Origin of the sequence: Anaerofilum hominis (assembly GCF_014287275.1) — a bacterium.
GTDB lineage: Bacteria > Bacillota > Clostridia > Oscillospirales > Ruminococcaceae > Pygmaiobacter > Pygmaiobacter hominis.
This window is the reverse complement of record NZ_JACONZ010000001.1, coordinates 722200-738983: the sequence shown is the minus strand read 5'-3', so window position 1 is coordinate 738983 and position 16784 is coordinate 722200. Positions and strand designations below refer to the sequence as shown.

Sequence of the window (16784 nt, the reverse complement as noted above, 5' to 3'; positions counted from 1 at the left end):
CTCCGCTTTTGCCGGATCCAGACAAGGAAACATGACCGCAAAGGTGTCAATTGTAGCGCATTGCGGGGGTGGCCACCAGCGCAGCCGACGCTGATGGAAAGCGGCCAGCCCGGCAAGCTTGGCTGAAAGCAAACGGAAAGGCAGCAAAGAAGAGAGAAAAAAGACAGTCCCGCCGGGGACTGTCTTTTTTTATATAAAGAAAGCCGCTCGCCGGGCGAGCGGCTCAAAAGAAGCCTCATGGCGATCATGCAGACAGGGAAAAAACGTTATAAAAATAGAGATGCGGTCTGCCCCCCTGCACAAAAAGCAAAGGGAAGCGTCCAATGAATGACCGGAACCGTTGATCGCGTAGGGGAGCAAGAATTCCGGCGTCGAGGACCTTATGCAGATACGGCGGGGAAACTCCAAAGAAAAACAGAAAGATCCATAGGACACCGGCAGAAAGAAGAGCTGGCAGGCGAACAGCGGACAATGGGAAGTTTTTCATAAGCCTGTTTGCGGATGGCAGGCAGACGATTTACCGCGGCAGTCAGGCCGTGCCAACGCGGCGCGACGTGTGCTGGTGTTTGATGGGTTCGCCCGCCGGTAAACTCCCTCGGCTTTGCCGGTTTTTTTACGGTTTTTTGTTTGCGCCCCCACGCGGATTTTTTGCGCAGCGCGTTCGTTTTTTCATTACCGCGCGTCTTTTGCCGGCCCCGGCGTGCCTTTTGACGGCCCGATGCGCTGCAAAAGCGCAGGCGCAGAGCTAACGCGAAAGCCACGGACAAAGCCGGAAAAAGAGCGGAACAAGCGGCTGCAGCGCCGGGCGGCTCACCTGTGGGGGAGACGCGGGCTTTGCGGCGGTGGGGAGACGCGATGGAGAAAAAGGGGAGGAGCCTGTTCCCGGCGGTCCCCTCCGGCAGCCGGAGCCGCTCAACATGCGCTTTGCAGGGCGGAAGTACAGGCCCTCGTTATTTCCCCTGGGGTCCTGCGCGCGAACTGGGAGGTCGCGGATATCGCCCTCGCCGCGAGGCGCTGCCATCCCCCCTGGCGTCCGCGCCCGAGCTGGCAGGGCAAAACGCCGCAGACGAGGGCAAACGCCCGCTGTCACCCCCGGCGTCCTGCGCTGCAAGACGGCGGGGAGGGGACGATTTTACCGCGGGCTTTTGCTCCCTGAACGCATGCGGCGGGGCCGCCGGGCCCGCCCCTCAGTCCGCCGCGTCGATCTGTGCCAGCAGCGCTGTGTAGCGCGGGTCGTCTTTCAGCGGTTCAAAGGCCGTACCGGTCAGCAGAGTGCGCAGGAAGACAGCCTGCCCCTGGCGCTCTTTTGGTGTGAAAGTGCTGATCTTCCATTCCAGCCTGTCAAAAAAGGGGCTGTCCGGGGCCGCGGCGCCGGACAGGATCGCCCGATAGCTCTCCGCCAGTTGCTGCGCGGCTGCCAGCAGCGCCTCGGGATCCCCTGCCTCAGAGGTCAGTCTCAAACGGGTCAGCAAGGCGCTGTGGCGGGTGTTGGCAGGCAGCCCAAAGCAGCTGCAGAGCGTATCCATGGCTTCGCAGCAGCGGGCGGCAAATGCGGCGTCTCCCCGCCCCAGCGCGGAATGCGCGAGGCCGGACAGCCCGGTCACCGCCCCGGAAAGCTGATCGTAGAGCAGCCGCTGGGCCAGCTTTTCCGCCTCGTCCGTGCGGCCCTGCATCCTGTAAAGGCTGACCAGCAGCAGCCGGGGGTCCACGTCCGGGACGGGGATGGCGCTGAGCAGCTCCTCTGCCTTTTCCGGCCGGCCGGCGGCCACATAGTGGGAGATGAGCAGGGTCTGCGCGCCCTGGCGCACCTGCGGGTCGTCGGACTGAACGGCAAGATCCAGCAGCTGCCGCTGCAGGTCCAGTAAGGCCTGCGTCTCTTCTTCGCCCTCCGCCAACACGGCCTTGCCCAGCAGCAGTCCTGCAAGGCGGAAAGCGAGATAGCTGTCGCGGGGGTATTCCCGCAGGGCGGCGCGGCAGGCCGCAAGCCCTGCAGAGAACTCCCCCTCAAAAACGGCGGCGCAGCGCTCTTCCAGCGCCAGCACCTCCGTGGGTGAAAGGTGTTCCGCATAGGACAGCAGAAGATCGACCGAAACCCCGAAAAAGCGGGCCAATGGCGCCAGCAGCGCGATATCCGGGCAGCTTTGGGACGACTCCCATTTGCTGACCGCGGAGGCGGAGACCCCCACGGCAGAGGCGAGCTGCTCTTGTGTGACCCCCTGCCGCCGCCGCAGCGCCGCAATGTTTTGACCGATGGATAACTGTTCCGACCCCATATTTTGCCTCCCTATGCCATGGTTTGAGGCGGCTGCCTCTGCTTTTATTGTACAGGCACAGCCCCCGCGCCGCAATGGAGGCGAGGTTGACCCGCAGGCAGGTTTTGTGGAGAGAGACGCAACCCGGTGTCCCTGCTGCGCAGGGGCAGGGTGCCGATTCCCCGGCGCAGCATCCCGGTGAAAACAAAAAAGGACCCGCGGGCCCGAGCCGTGTCCGGCTCAGGGCCTGCGGGCCTGAGATCGCAGCCTGCGGCCGCGGGGAAGAGAAGAGTCAAAAGGACCGACCCCAAAGACCCCGCCGCCGGAGGCCGCAGCAAAAGGGGGCGTGACCAGACGGATGCAGACAAAAACGGGTCAGTCGTCGCTTTTGCCCATGCCGGCGGGCGAGCTGACATACCGCACTGCGAACGAGATGACCAGCAGGGTCACCACATAGGGCACCATGGAAAGCAGCTGCCCCGGGATGCTGGAGGAGGTGACCACGTTCTGCAGCGAGTCGGCCACCCCGAAGAGAAGACCGCCCGCGATGGCGCCCAGCGGATTAAAGCGTCCCAGGATGTTCACCGACACGGCGATATAGCCGCGCCCGGCGGTCATGTCCATGACAAAGCGGTTGACGTGATCGATGGACAGAAAACTGCCCGCCAGGCTGCACAGCAGCCCGCAGATCAGCACACCCAGATACTTGAACTTTTTGGTGTTGATGCCGATCGTCCTGGCGGCGAGAGGGTTTTCCCCCACAATGCGCATGTGCAGCCCCTGCGGCGTTTTGAACAGATACCCCCACAGCAGCACCGCCAGCAGGATCGCCAGCGGGACCATCACCGAGATATCGCCCACCAGGGGCAGCTGGATGTGGTCCAGGGTGGGCACGGTGTCCGAGTAGGCGCGGGTGCCCCAGACGATCTGGGTCATCGAGGTGGTGAAGCCCAGCGCAAACATGTTCATGCCGATGCCGCAGATGACCTGGTTCATGGAAAAAGTGACGCAGAGGACAGCGTAGAGCAGGGAATAGAACACCCCGAACAGGATGCCGACCAGCAGGCCCAGCCAGGCGTTTTGAAAGGTGTAAGCGCCCCATGCCGCGCCGAAAGAGGCCACCAGCATAAAACCCTCCATGCCCATGGCCATCACGCCGCTGCGCGCGCAGACGGAACCGCCCGCCGCGGCCAGGATCAGCGGGGTGCTGGTGCGGATGGCGGAGAGCAGCAGCAGGCCCAGCAGGTTTAAAAATTCCATCATACCGATCTCCCGCCTTTCACAAGAAACTTTTTGAGGGGCGCCAGCAGCTTGTCCATCAGCCGGGGCGCCGCCACCAGGATGACCACCAGCGCCTGGATCAGCGAGATGACGTCCATGGGCACGCTGGCGATGCGGTTGACCACCGAGGCGCCGGATTTGATGCCGCCCCAAAGAATGCCGGAAAGGATCAGGGCGATGGGGTTAAATGCAGCCAGCGTGGCCACCGCCACCCCCTCGAAGCCAAAACCGGAGGAAAAGTTGGTGATAAAACGGAAATAGGTGCCGCATACCAGCAGCCCTCCGCACAGACCGGAGATGGCCCCTGACAGGAACATGGTCTGGATGGTGATGCGGCCGCTGTTGATACCCGCCGTCTCGGCGGCCAGCCGGTTGCCGCCACAGGCCCGCGCCCGGTAGCCGAAACGGCTGTTTTTGAACACGAAGTTGACGACGACGATCAGCACCAGGGCGAACAGGATCGCCTGGGACAAAGAGTGGTCCTTTACCAGGCGGCCCAGCTGCGCCGTCTCGGCGATCCGCTCGGTCTGCGTCAGTCCCTGGTCATTTTTGAGAGGGTAAGCGACCAGATAACTGCAGAACAGGGTGGCCATGTAGTTCATCATAATGGTGGTAATGACCTCGTTGGCGCCGTATTTTACCTTGAGAAAGGCCGCCAGGGCGGCATACAGCCCGCCGGCCAGGGCCCCGGCCGCAAGCACCAGGGGCAGATGGATGACTTTGGGCAATACCGTGACGTAAGCGCCCAGCAGGGCCGAGGTCATGGCCCCGGCGTACAGCTGGCCCTCGATGCCCAGGTTGAGGATGTTGGCGTGCCGGGCCACGATGAAAGAAAGGCCGGTAAAGAGCAGCGGGGTGGCATAGATCAGCGTCGTCAAAAAGGCTTTGCCGCCGCCGAACGCCCCTTTGAAGATCAGCTTGTAGGCCTGCAGCGGATTGAAGCCGGCGATATAGAGAATGACGCCGCCGAAGATCAGCGCCAGCAGCAGGGCCGCCACGATCCTCAAAAAATGATACAGCTTTGTGGTGTCGAGCTTAAATTTTCCCATCGTCATCCCCCTCGCTTTCCGGGACATAGTCCACGCCGGCCATGCGGCACCCCAGCCGGTCGTCGTCGAAATTGTCCGCCAGGTCCTCGTCCACGATGCGGCCCTTATACAGCACGCCGATGCGGTCGCTCATCGTCTTGATCTCGTCCAGGTCGGCCGAAACCAGCAGGATCGCCTTGCCCTGGTCGCGGTAGCGGAACATCACCTCGTGGATATACTCGGAGGCGGCGATGTCGATGCCCCGTGTGGGCTGGGCGCAGACCACGAAGTCCGGCTCTTCGGAGAATACCCGTGCGATGATCACCTTTTGCTGATTGCCGCCGGACAGGGAAGACACAGGGGTGTTACAGTCCGGGGTCTTGATGTTGTAGTCGTCCACCAGCCGTGTGCCGGCGGCCTGGATCGCAGCCTGGCGCAGCAGGCCGGACCGGGAAAAATCCTCTTTGTCCTCATAGCCCAGGATGATGTTTTCCGCCACGGTCATGTTGCGTACCAGGCCCCGCTGCAGGCGGTCCTCCGGCACATGACCGATGCCGCTGCGGATAAAGTCCACCGCCGCGCCCGTCACTTGCCGGCCGTCGAGGGTAAGGGTCATCGAATCGGGCTTCAGCAGACCGGTCAGGACCTCCAGCAGCTCGGTCTGGCCGTTGCCCTCGATGCCGGCGATCCCGTAGATCTCTCCCTCGCGGATATCGATGTTGATGTCGGAGAGGACCGGCAGCCCGCCGCGGGTATAGGACAGATCGCGGATGCTGCACTTGACTTTGCCGCTGAGATCAGAGCGGTGCCGGGCGCCCAGGCTCACCTCGCGCCCCACCATCATCTTGACCAGTTCCCGGATCGAGGTGTCCTTTTTCTCCACGCTGCCGATCAGGTGCCCGTCCCGCAGCACGGTGACGCGGTCGGCGATCTGCATGACCTCGCCCAGCTTGTGGGTGATGAGCACGATGCTTTTGCCCTCGTCGCGCAGCCGGCGGAAGGTGAGGAACAGTTCGTCCACCTCCTGCGGGGTCAGCACGGCGGTGGGCTCGTCAAAGATCAGCACCTGGGCGTTTTTGTATAAAACTTTCAGGATCTCCACCCGCTGCAGCTCCCCCACCGAGAGGTCGCCTGCACGGGCCCTCACGTCCAGCGAAAAGCCGTTGTCCCGCGCGAGCTTTTCCACCTGCTGGGCGGCCTTGGCGAAATCGAAAAAGAGACCGCGCCGGGGCTCTGAGCCGGCGACCACGTTTTCGGTGACGCTGAGCACCGGGATGAGCATGAAGTGCTGGCTTACCATGCCGATGTTTTCTTTGATGGCGTCCAGCGAATCCCGGAAGCGCACCGGCCTGCCGTTGACAAGGATCTCCCCCTCGTCCGGCTGCAGCAGCCCGTACAGCACATTCATAATAGTGGTTTTGCCTGCGCCGTTTTCGCCCAAAAGGGCGTGGATCTCACCCTTTTGCAGGGTGAAATCCACATGGTCCAGTGCGGTCAGAGAACCGAATCGCTTGGTGATGCCGCGCATTTCGATCGTATTCACTGTAGCGCCCTCCTGCGGTTTTGTCATGCGAGCCCATTTTCAGCGGCCCAGGCGTCCACATCCTCCGCCTTGGAGGGCAGTTCGATGCCGCCGGCGACGACCCAGTCCCGGGCCTCCTCCGCCTTGTCCAGGATGTGCTGAGGGATCTGGATGCTGGCGTCGTCGGTGACAAATCCCAGCGAGCCGTCGGCCAGGCCGGGGCTCACGATACCGGGCGTCCACTCGCCGTTTACCAGCGCCTCGCACTCGTTGTAGACATACTGATACAGGATGAAGAGCGAAGTGCCGATGATGCGCTTGCTCATGGTGTTCTGGTTGGCGCCGACACCGATCGCCAGGGTGCCGGTCTCTTCCGCTGCGGCGAAGATGCCGGAGCCGGAGCCGCCCGCATCATTCTGGATGATGTCTACGCCCTGTTTGATGAGCGCTACCGACATCTCTTTGGCGGCGCCGGGGTCACTGAAAGAGCCGACAACAGAGATGAAGCATTCCACTTCGGGATCAGCCCAGCGCGCGCCCGCCTGGAAGCCCACGGCCATCGCCATGGGGATGGGGAAATCCTCGCCGACTACGACGGCGATCTTTTTGTCCTCATTGACGCCGTCAAAGCCCTCTTCCTGGGTCAGCAGGGCGGCCACGACGCCCGCCATAAAGGTCTGCTCGGCGCCGATCTTGGCCACGGAGCGCATATTGGGCAGATCGATGGTGGTATCGATGATGGTGAAGTTTTGATCCGGATATTCCGAGGCGACCTCTTCCAGAGAGGAGGCCGCGCTGGAGGTGGCCAGCATGACCACGTCATAGCTGCCGTCCTGTGCGTACTCATACAGGGCGGTAATGATCTCGCCGTCGGAGGCGGGTTCGATGTAGTCAAAATAAACGCCCAGTTCATCCCGCGCACGGCAGAGGCCGTCGTAGATCATATCGGCGAAATTGTTGTCGCCCAGGCCCCCGGGGCCGAACACGACGCCGACCTTATACTCCGCATCCGCATCCGGGGCCGCTGTGGAAGCGCTGCCGGATGCCGCCCCGGAAGCAGCGCCGCCGCCTGCTTCCAGGTCCTTGGTGCCGCCGCAGGCAGCCAGGGAGAACAGCATGGACAGTGACAGGAGAACCGCAAAAAACCGTTTCATTTTCTTCCCTCCATTTTTCTTATCCTGTTGCATGTATGTTGTGCGCGCACCGCGCGCGGGAAAACGGGCTCACCGGATCACATCCACCCAGATGGGGCTGGACCAGGCCTGGTGCTCGTCCTGCTGGGTGACGCGCAGATAAAAGCAGCTGCTCTCTGTTAGCTCCAGCTCATATTCACAGCGGCAGCGGCGGCCCTCACAGGCGGGGGAAAAGACGTCCTGGTTGTCCTGCACCAGCTCGACGCTGCGCAGATCCCGGGTGCCCAGCACGTCGATCTCCACCTTGAGCCGCGCCCCGGCGCAGACGCTGATCTCGCTGCCCATGCGGGCGCCGTTGATCTTCAGCGAGACCAGGATCCGCGCGCCGGTGGTGGCGTAGACAAAGCGGTCGTACAGGGCGGCAAAGATGTCCTCGCGGCGCTGCGCAGGCACGAACGCGGCGACGATGCCGCCCTCGGTGCCGTGCTCCATCTGATGCGAGTCGCTGCCCGCCGTAAAGCCCAGCCGGTAACCTTTGGCCAGGGCGTCCTGCACGTATTTGCCGTCCAGGCGCGGGTTGTTTTTGGTGTAGACCGAGGTGGTGCCTTTCTTTTCAAACGGGGCGTGCCGCGAAAAAATTTCCGCCAGACGCTGCACCTGCGGGTCGTGAAAATCCCAGTCGGTCGCGGCGCTCACCACCTCCCAGGTGGCGGCGGGGTGATGGGGGATGGCGATGCCGCCGTATTTTTTGACGTTGGCAAAAAGGCGGTCCGGCGTCAGTCCCTCTTTTTCACAGGCGCGGAAGATCTCGCCCTCCCCGCCCGGGTAATAGACGTTTTTGTGGCCAAAGTCATACCGCACCTCGTTGGACGTCCACTCGTAGGCGAGCAGGGTGGAAAATTCGCCGTCCCGGTTGAACTCGTTGCAGGTGGTGCGCATATATTCCCACTCGGATTCCGTGATGACGTCGGTAAAGCAGTCGTGATCGGTCAGGGCGGTAAAGTCCAGCCTGGAGACCGTTCTTGCATAGTTGTAGTAAAGGTCGATCTGGCCCGAGCCGTCGGACATGTCGCTTTGGCCGTGGATATCCCCGAACAGGACGTCCAGCCCAAGGTAGCCGTTGCGGGACAGCCAGGCGCGTTTTTCCGCGTCGTCTACGGCCTCCAGCTGCTTTTGGGCCTCGATGGGGCGGGTGAAATTGTTGGTCAGCGCGTCCACGTAACCGTCGTCCCGCGAAGCGATATCGGCAAAACTGGCGCGGAACAGCCGCACGTCGGCATACCGCTCGCGGTGGCCGTTGCCGTTGGCGTATTGATAAATGATATAGACCATATCGTCCGGAGTGACGACGATGCGGGGACGCACCCCGGCGCAGAGATGGTCGTCGCAGTAGACGATGACCGAATTGGACCAGGCGCCGCCGTCCTGCCGGCTGCGGGCCACCATGGCGTGGTAACTTTTGGAGTGGACCAGGATATCCCGCCTGCCGTTGGAGGCCAGCGCCACAGAGGCGAACCAGTCCCGGATGCGGGCAAGGCGCGAGGCCTCCCTGCAGCGGAGAGCGCCGTCCTCTACGGCGAGCTCTGCGGTCCAGTAGTCGATGTCGGCGCGGGGGGCAATGGCATACCAGAGCGCCGTCAACCCGGAGGAGGTCACCGCAAGCTCCGGCGCACAGGCCCAGGTCGTGCCCTCAGACAGGGTCGTCTCCCGGCCCGGCACACCGTTTTCGACCGTCAGCGCCCGGACGAAATACTGTCCGTCTTCAAAACAGTCATAGGCGCAGCAGAGCTCGCCGTCCCACACCGCAAGGGCGGGGCGGTAACAGTGCGCGCCGCGGGAGATCTCGTGCTTTTCTCCCGCCGTTTCGCCGTCAAAGGCGCACAGCAGGATGCGGCTCTCGCCCTGCTCCTGCTGGGTCCAGGCCAGATAAGCGCGCCCGCCGTCCACCGCCGCCCGGGGGAAGAAAACGCCCGCCGACTCGCCGATCTCCACGGTCTCGCCCAGCCCGTCGGGAGAATAGGCGCGGGCCAGCAGCTTCCAGCGCCCGCCGGAAAACTCGCTCCACGCCACATAAATACGGCCGCACAGTTCAAACAGTACCGGTTTAAAGGCCTGTCCCTCGCCCGACACCTGCTGCAGGGCAAACGGCGCGCCGTCCCGCAGCGTGCAGGCAAAAATGCGGTCGTGTTTGTCGCGATAGCTCTGCCAGCAGGCGTACAGTCCGCCGTCCCCGCCCAGAAGAAGATCGGGATATTGGCAGCTCTCGGTATCGATATCCGTCAGCCTGGTCGTGTTGTCCTGAAAGGTGCAGACCATATCCATATGTTTTCCCTCCTGTGATTCGTCTTTGCCCTCATCTTAAAAGAATCCGCAGAAATTGAAAATGCCAAATGGCAGAGTGGGGCGGCTGCATTTTCGACAAAGTTCGGGGGATTTTTTTTACAGCGCGCAACCGCGGCCCCACAGCGGAGCGGCCGGTGGAAGCGCACTTTCAGGCAAGGCGGAAATGAGAAACGGCGGCCCCGCGCCCGGGGCCGCCGTAAAAACAGAACGCAGCGCGCAGGGAGACCGCCGCCCCTGTTGGGGGCTGTCTCCCCCCGGGCGGCGCACCCTGCGCGCTGCGTTTTTGCCGTTTGACCTGTGCGCAGCAGGCAGGGCGTGCCGTCCCGCACCGCCGCTAAAAACCCTGCTGCCGCATAAAACTGCGCATTTTTTCATAGTGGGCGTCGTCGATCACAAAGCCGCCCCGCCGGGTGTTGAGCAGCCCCAGCTCTTTCATGCGGCTGACTGAGCGCGCCACAGAGCGCACGCTGGCCCCCGTGCTGATAGCCAGGCGGGTCTGGGTATCGCGGATCAGGATGGAGTGTACCTCGCCGCAGGTGGACGCGCGGCACATGGCAAATACGTCGCAGAAATAACCGCACAGTTTGAGGATGACGTCGCCGCGCACAAAGTACTGCAGCCCGCTGCGGTGATATTTGAGGATCGTGCGGCGCATGAGCCAGAAAAAGAGCCCGCGGCTCTGATCATAGACCTCGCGCTGCAGCAGCCTGCGCGGGATGGAAAGCAGCACCGCCTCGGTGAAAGAGCTCATGTTGGCCGTGCGCAGCACAAAATCTTCGCTGAGGGCTTCCAGGGTGCCGATGACAGAGCCCTGCGGGCAGTAGATGGGAAAAAGCAGGCTCTCGTAATTGCAGAAGAGCTTGCACACGCCGTAGATCAGCACGTAAAGCGGGCTTTCGTCCCAGTCCTCCTGCTGATAGAGCAGCGTGTCGGGGGGCAGCCGCCGGAGCGAAAGCCTGTCCAGGACGCCCTCGTCCAGCTCCAGCAAAAGAGGGGAGAGCTCGGGGAGATAGCGGTCGACAAAGCGGAGATCGCGGTTATCCATATCCATGCCCCCCTTGGCGGTAAAACAGGTGTTCGGACGTCCCGTCGCGCCGCCGCGGGCGGCTGATGGAAAAGATAGAACGGGACGGCCGAAAGATCATAAGAAATTTGCGCTTGTGATTTTCAGTATAACAAATACGGGAAAGTCCCGCAAGGCGGGCGCAGGGGGGCAAAGGGGCGGCGGGACACGGAAAACGGCCCGCGCCGGAAGCGCGGGCCGCAAAAGCAGGCAAAAATTACCAGAGATTGATCATTTCGGTGTACAGGCCGATATAGGAGCTGGCGCTGGTTTTCCAGCTGAAATCACAGTCCATGGCACGGCGCACCAGCGTTTTCCACCCCTGCGGGAAGTCGTAGCCGGCCTTGGCGCGCAGACAGGAGTCCAGCATGTCGTGGGCGTTGTAGCCTTTAAAGGTAAAGCCGTTGCCCTGGCCGTCGCCCGAGTCGGTGATGGAGTCTTTCAGGCCGCCAGTCTCCCGCACGATGGGGATGGTGCCGTAGCGCAGGGCCACCATCTGGGCCAGGCCGCAGGGCTCTGATTTGGAGGGCATCAGGAACATGTCGGCCCCCGCGTAGACCTTGTGGGCCAGCTCCGGGTTGAAGCCGATGTAAACGCCCACCCGGCCGGGATATTTGGCGGCAAGCTCGTTGAAAAAGCTCTCGTACATATAGTCGCCGTTGCCCACGATCACGAACTGCAGCCCGGAAAGCACGATGTATTCGGCCACATGGCGCACCAGATCCAGCCCTTTATGGCTGACAAGACGGGTCACCATGCCCACGATGGGCTCGCCGTTCTTTTCCAGCTTGAAGATCTCGCGCAGATCGTCCTTGCAGCGGGCTTTGCCGGTCTCAAAGGTGTCGCGGTCGAAATGGTAGGCGATCAGCGGGTCGGCGGCCGGGTCGTAGACCACGGTGTCGATGCCGTTGAGGATGCCGCAGGTCTTGTAGGCCTTTTCGCGCAGCAGCCCATCCAGCCCATGGGAATACCAGGGGTCCATGATCTCATAGGCATAGGTGGGGGAGACGGTGGTCACCTTGTCCGCGCACTCGATGGCGCCTTTCATGTAATTGACGCAGCCGTCGTATTCCACCAGATGGGCGTTTTCCGGCCCGATGGAGAGCACATCCTCCAGCAGCTCCAGGCCGTATTTGCCCTGATACTGGATGTTGTGGATCGTGAAAGCCGTCTTGATGCGGGCAAACTTGTCGATGTGCCGGTAATAGAGGTTCAGGTAGACGCAGACCAGCGCGGTCTGCCAGTCGTTTGCGTGCAGCACGTCGGGCGCAAAATCGATGTGCACCAGCATTTCGAGAATGGCGCGGGAGAAAAACGCGAACCGCTCGCCGTCGTCATAAAAGCCGTACAGCCCTTTGCGCTTAAAGTAGTATTCGTTGTCCAGCAGGTAATAGGTGACCCCGCCCGCTTCGGCGGTGAAAACGCCGCAGTACTGGCTGCGCCAGCCCACCGGCACCGTGAAATTGGTGAGGTAGGTCATCTTTTCGCGCAGTTCCGGTTTGATGTCGCCGTACAGGGGCATCACCACCGCGCAGTTCACCTTGGCCTTGACCAGCGCCTTGGGCAGGCTGCCGGCCACGTCGCCCAGGCCGCCGCTCATGGCAAAGGGCAGCGCCTCGCTGGAACAGTAGAGGATATTCATATGGGTTTCCCTCCTTTATGGTGTGCCGGCGGGAAAGGCGCACAGCGCGCTTCCCGCCGGCGGTGCGGCAGGCTCAGACGGTGGACCCTTTCTTGACGAAGACCTGGAAGCTCTTGGTGCCGCCCAGATACTGGCCCTCGGTGATCGAGACGTCCTTGTCGGTGATGACATAGTCCATCCGCACGCCCGGCGCCACGGTGGTGTTCTGCATCAGCACACAGTTTTTGACCACCGCGCCCTTGCCGATATGCACGCCGCGGAAGATCACGCAGTTTTCGATCTCGCCCTCGATGATGCAGCCGTCGGCCACCGTGCTGTTTTTGACCTTGCAGCCCAGCGCGTAGCGCACCGGCGCCTCGTCGCGCACCTTGGTGTAGACCGGACGCTCTTCGGGGAAGAGGCGGTTCAGGTTTTCAAGGTACAGCAGCTGCATGTTGGCGTCAAAGTAGCTGGACATATCCGCGATGCGGCTGCGGTAGCCGGTGTACTCGTAGCCGTAGACCTTCATGGTGTCCAGGTTTTTGGCCAGGATGTCCTGCTCAAACTTGACCAGCCCTTTGGCGTAACCGGTGCGCACGATCTCCACCAGCTGCTCGCGGCCGAGCACCACGATGCCGATCGACAGGTTGCGCTTGCCGGTCTGCGGATCGTTGATCAGCAGCTCGCGCACCCGGCCCGAGGGGGCAAGGGAGAGGGAGATGTTGTTTTTGGCCAGCGCGGGGGTCATCTTTTCTTTGGTGTAGGCGATGGTGACCTCGGCGCCGCTGGCGGCGTGACGCTCCACCAGGGCGGCATAATCCAGGTCGCAGACCACGTCACAGTCGGCCAGGATCACGTATTTTTCTTTCGCGCTTTCGATGTAGGGCAGGATGCCCTTGAGCGCGCCGATGCGCCCGTGATAGCCGTAGCCGGAGTCGCCGCTGGGCGGGAAGATGGTCAGGCCGCCGCGCTTGCGGGCCAGGTCCCATTCACGGCCGCTGCCCAGATGGTCCAGCAGGCTTTGATAGTTCTTTTTCACGATGACGCCGATGTTCTGCACACCCGCCACCGTCATGCCGGAGAGCACAAAGTCGATCAGCCGGTAGCGGCTGGCAAAGGGCACGCTGGCCATGGTACGGTGGGCGGTCAGTTCGGGAATGACCGAGTCATGCATGTTGGGGAACACGATCCCCATCGCGTTCAGGTTGACCATCTCACAGCACCTCCTTGACATCTTCCGAGATCATGGCTTTCGGGCCGACCTTGGCCCCGGCCCCCACCGTGATGCCGTCGCCGACCACGGCGACGCCCCACTTGTCCAGGTCCTCCATGTGCTCGGGGCGGGCGCCCACGATGGCGCCCTTTTTGACGACCACGTTTTCAGCCAGGATCGCGTAGTGCACCTGCGCGCCCTCCTCGATGACGCAGCCGGGCATGACGATGGAATCGCGCACCACCGCGCCGGGATGGACCTTGACGTTGGAGAAGAGCACGCTGAAATCCACCTCGCCCTCCACCTCGCAGCCCTCGGTGATCATCGAGTTTTCCACATGGGCCTGGGAGGTGATGTGATGGGGCGGCTGCGCGGCCGTGCGGGAATAGATCTTCCAGCTCTCGTCCCAGACGTCCAGCGGCACGTTGGGGTTGAGCAGGTCCATGTTGGCCTCCCACAGGCTGTCGATGGTGCCCACGTCTTTCCAGTAGCCCTCAAAGGGGTAGGCGCACATGCGCTGCCCCTCGCCCAGCATGGCCGGGATGATGTTTTTGCCGAAATCGTTGTCGCTGTCCGGCGTGGCCTCATCCCGCTCCAGATACTCGCGCAGCTTTTTCCAGCTGAAGATATAGATGCCCATCGAGGCCAGGTTGCTTTTGGGCTCCTTGGGTTTTTCTTCAAACTTGGTGATGACGCCCTCGGCGTTGGCGGTCATGATGCCGAAACGGCTGGCCTCGGCCCAGGGCACCTCCAGCACGGCGATGGTGCAGTCCGCCTGCTGCTCTTTGTGGTAGGCCAGCATGCGGGAATAATCCATCTTGTAGATGTGGTCGCCGGACAGGATCAGCACATACTCGGGGTCGTACCGGTCGATGAAATTGATGTTTTGGTAAATGGCGTTGGCGGTGCCCTTGTACCAGTCGCTGCCGCCGGATTTCTGGTACGGCGGCAGCACGTGCACGCCGCCGTACAGACGGTCCAGGTCCCAGGGCTGGCCGTTGCCGATGTACTCGTTGAGCACCAGCGGCTGGTACTGGGTCAGGATGCCCACGGTGTCGATGCCGGAGTTGACACAGTTGGACAGCGGAAAATCAATGATGCGGTACTTTCCGCCGAACGGGACGGCGGGCTTTGCGAGCTTTTGGGTCAGGGCGTACAGTCGGGAGCCCTGGCCGCCGGCAAGCAGCATGGCGATACATTCTTTCATGTCGGTTTCTCCCCTTTTTTATCCATATCGGCAGACCCTGCGGGCAGGGCGGCCGTTATTGGTCCACGGTCTTTTTCGCCGCCTTTTTTGGGGCGGCTTTTTTTGCCGGAGCTTTTTTCACCGCCTTTTTTTCCGCCGGCACCGAAAAGTAAACGGCGGAGAAAGCGGGCAGGGTAACGCTGATGGAATGGTCCAGCCCGTGCATCGGGCGCTTGCGGCTGCGGGCCGCCGGCAGCCGGACGCCGCTGCCGCCAAAGGCCTCGTCGTCGGACGAGAGCAGCACTTTATAGGAGCCGGGACGCGGCACGCCGAACTGGTAGTCCTCGCGGGTGACGGGGGTGAAATTGCAGGCGGCGATGATCTCGTTGCCCGCCCGGTCCATGCGGCGGAAGATGATCACGCTCTGGCTGTTGTCGTCCGGCACGATCCACTGGAAGCCGTCCCAGCTGTAGTCCGCCTGCCAGAACACGGGCAGATCGCGGTACAGGCGGTTCAGCTTTGCCACATAGGCCTGCAGCTGGCGGTGGCGGTCGTAGCCCAGCAGGTTCCAGTCCAGCCCGTGCTCCTCGCTCCACTCGGTGAACTGGCCGAACTCCTGCCCCATAAAGAGCAGCTTTTTGCCGGGGTGAGCGGTCATATAGCCGTAAAAGGCGCGCAGCTGGGCAAACTTCTGGTCGTATTCGCCGGGCATTTTGTTGATCAGGCTGCACTTGCCGTGCACCACCTCGTCGTGGCTGATGGGCAGGACAAAGTTTTCGCTGAACGCGTAGAAAAAGCTGAAAGTCAGCTTGTCGTGGTTGCCCTTGCGGAAGAGCGGGTCGGTGGACATATACTGCAGCACGTCGTTCATCCAGCCCATGTTCCACTTGAAATTGAAGCCCAGGCCGCCGTCCTGCGGGGGGCGGGTCACCATCGGCCAGGCGGTGCTCTCCTCGGCGATCATCAGCGCCCCGGGCACCCGCTCGAAGACGGCCTTGTTCAGCTTGCGCAGAAAGGCGATGGCTTCCAGATTCTCGTTGCCGCCGTCCCGGTTGGGCCGCCACTCGCCGTCTTTGCGGTTGTAGTCCAGATACAGCATACTGGCCACCGCGTCCACCCGCAGCCCGTCGATGTGGAACCGGCGCAGCCAGTAGAGCGCGTTGGAGATCAAAAAGCTCTGTACCTCGCCGCGGCCGTAGTCAAAGACCATGGTGCCCCATTCCTTGTGCTCGCGCCGCAGCGGGTCCTGGTCCTCATAGCAGCAGGTGCCGTCGAACATATACAGCCCGAACTCGTCCCGCGGGAAGTGGGCGGGCACCCAGTCCATCAGCACGCCGATGCCGTTCTGGTGGCAGGCGTCCACGAAAGCCATGAAATCGTGCGGTGAGCCGTAGCGGCTGGTGGGCGCGTAGTACCCGGTCACCTGATAGCCCCAGCTGCCGTCGAACGGGTGCTCGGCCACCGGCATCAGCTCCACATGGGTGTAGCCCATCTCTTTTATGTAAGGGATCAGCTCTTTTGCCAGATCGCGGTAATTAAAGGGGTTGCCGTCCGGATAGGTGCGCCAGGAGCCGGCATGCAGCTCGTAGATGTTCATGGGCGCGTTGACGACGTCCTTTTTCGCTTCGGCCTTTTCCCAGGCGCGGTCCCCCCACTGGTACCCCTCCAGATCGTAGACCTTGCTGGCGTTGCCCGGGCGCGTTTCGGCGTGAAAGGCATACGGGTCGGCCTTGTAGACCTCTTTGCCGCCCTTTTGGATCACGCAGTACTTGTACACATCGTATTCCCGCACCAGGGTGGTGAAGCATTCCCAGATGCCGCTGTCCTTGACGTTCTCCATGGGGAGAGCGCCGGGGTCCCAGCCGTTGAAATCCCCCACCAGGCTTACCGCCTCGGCGTTCGGGGCCCAGACACGGAACAGCACGCCTTTTTCCCCGTCCAGCAGCACGGGATGAGAGCCGAAAAAGTCATAGCTCTCAAAATTCGTGCCCTGTTTGAAGAGATAGACGGGCAGGTCGAAATCCACTTTTTTCTGGTACTTCAAAACGCTTCCCCCCAGCGGGCCCCGCAGGGCCGGTAATCTGTAAAAGCGATTGTCGCTATACATATTCTACCATATTGAGTTGGTTTTTCAAGAACTTT

At 62.1% G+C, this 16784-nt stretch carries 11 protein-coding genes; all 11 read right to left on the bottom strand.

The features are described from left to right. Positions 1-1187 precede the first annotated feature (1187 nt). Entirely contained in the window at positions 1188-2273 is a 1086-nt protein-coding gene (locus H8S23_RS03240) for a helix-turn-helix domain-containing protein (protein WP_186886858.1), read from the bottom strand. A gap of 354 nt (positions 2274-2627) precedes the next feature. Next, positions 2628-3515, bottom strand: coding sequence for an ABC transporter permease (locus tag H8S23_RS03235; RefSeq protein WP_186886857.1), 888 nt, complete (start codon positions 3513-3515; stop codon positions 2628-2630). Then, a complete protein-coding gene (locus H8S23_RS03230) occupies positions 3512-4582 on the bottom strand; it encodes an ABC transporter permease (protein WP_186886856.1) in 1071 nt (356 codons plus the stop codon). The genes H8S23_RS03235 and H8S23_RS03230 overlap by 4 nt, the downstream gene beginning before the upstream one ends. Then, positions 4569-6104 (bottom strand): ATP-binding cassette domain-containing protein, encoded by a 1536-nt coding sequence (locus H8S23_RS03225; protein ID WP_186886855.1) that lies wholly within the window; start codon positions 6102-6104, stop codon positions 4569-4571. The genes H8S23_RS03230 and H8S23_RS03225 overlap by 14 nt, the downstream gene beginning before the upstream one ends. 23 nt (positions 6105-6127) lie before the next feature. Then, positions 6128-7237, bottom strand: coding sequence for a BMP family ABC transporter substrate-binding protein (locus H8S23_RS03220; protein ID WP_186886854.1), 1110 nt, complete (start codon positions 7235-7237; stop codon positions 6128-6130). Between the two features lie 69 nt (positions 7238-7306). Then, positions 7307-9538 carry a CehA/McbA family metallohydrolase gene (locus H8S23_RS03215; protein WP_186886853.1) on the bottom strand — a complete coding sequence of 744 codons (2232 nt, stop codon included), beginning with the start codon at positions 9536-9538 and terminating at the stop codon, positions 7307-7309. A gap of 355 nt (positions 9539-9893) precedes the next feature. Then, the gene (locus H8S23_RS03210) at positions 9894-10604 is read right to left on the bottom strand and encodes a Crp/Fnr family transcriptional regulator (RefSeq protein ID WP_186886852.1); all 711 of its coding nucleotides are present in this window, start codon (positions 10602-10604) and stop codon (positions 9894-9896) included. A 235-nt stretch (positions 10605-10839) separates the two neighbouring features. Next, the gene (gene glgA, locus H8S23_RS03205; protein WP_186886851.1) at positions 10840-12264 is read right to left on the bottom strand and encodes a glycogen synthase GlgA; all 1425 of its coding nucleotides are present in this window, start codon (positions 12262-12264) and stop codon (positions 10840-10842) included. A 73-nt stretch (positions 12265-12337) separates the two neighbouring features. Then, positions 12338-13456, bottom strand: a complete 1119-nt coding sequence (gene glgD / locus H8S23_RS03200; RefSeq protein ID WP_186886850.1) for a glucose-1-phosphate adenylyltransferase subunit GlgD — start codon at positions 13454-13456, stop codon at positions 12338-12340. 1 nt (position 13457) lies between these two features. Then, complete coding sequence (locus H8S23_RS03195) at positions 13458-14663, bottom strand: glucose-1-phosphate adenylyltransferase (RefSeq protein ID WP_186886849.1); 1206 nt, start codon at positions 14661-14663, stop codon at positions 13458-13460. A gap of 55 nt (positions 14664-14718) precedes the next feature. Then, positions 14719-16686: a 1,4-alpha-glucan branching protein GlgB gene (gene glgB / locus H8S23_RS03190; RefSeq protein ID WP_423717469.1), complete on the bottom strand. Its 1968-nt coding sequence runs from the start codon at positions 16684-16686 to the stop codon at positions 14719-14721. Positions 16687-16784: the final 98 nt, after the last annotated feature.

Excerpts from the sequence above, each read along its gene's own strand:
- H8S23_RS03240 (WP_186886858.1), bottom strand. The coding sequence starts at position 2,273 with ATGGGGTCGGAACAGTTATCCATCGGTCAAAACATTGCGGCGCTGCGG.
- H8S23_RS03235 (WP_186886857.1), bottom strand. The coding sequence starts at position 3,515 with ATGATGGAATTTTTAAACCTGCTGGGCCTGCTGCTGCTCTCCGCCATC.
- H8S23_RS03230 (WP_186886856.1), bottom strand. The coding sequence starts at position 4,582 with ATGGGAAAATTTAAGCTCGACACCACAAAGCTGTATCATTTTTTGAGG.
- H8S23_RS03220 (WP_186886854.1), bottom strand. The coding sequence starts at position 7,237 with ATGAAACGGTTTTTTGCGGTTCTCCTGTCACTGTCCATGCTGTTCTCC.
- H8S23_RS03215 (WP_186886853.1), bottom strand. The coding sequence starts at position 9,538 with ATGGATATGGTCTGCACCTTTCAGGACAACACGACCAGGCTGACGGAT.
- H8S23_RS03210 (WP_186886852.1), bottom strand. The coding sequence starts at position 10,604 with ATGGATAACCGCGATCTCCGCTTTGTCGACCGCTATCTCCCCGAGCTC.
- glgA (WP_186886851.1), bottom strand. The coding sequence starts at position 12,264 with ATGAATATCCTCTACTGTTCCAGCGAGGCGCTGCCCTTTGCCATGAGC.
- glgD (WP_186886850.1), bottom strand. The coding sequence starts at position 13,456 with ATGGTCAACCTGAACGCGATGGGGATCGTGTTCCCCAACATGCATGAC.
- H8S23_RS03195 (WP_186886849.1), bottom strand. The coding sequence starts at position 14,663 with ATGAAAGAATGTATCGCCATGCTGCTTGCCGGCGGCCAGGGCTCCCGA.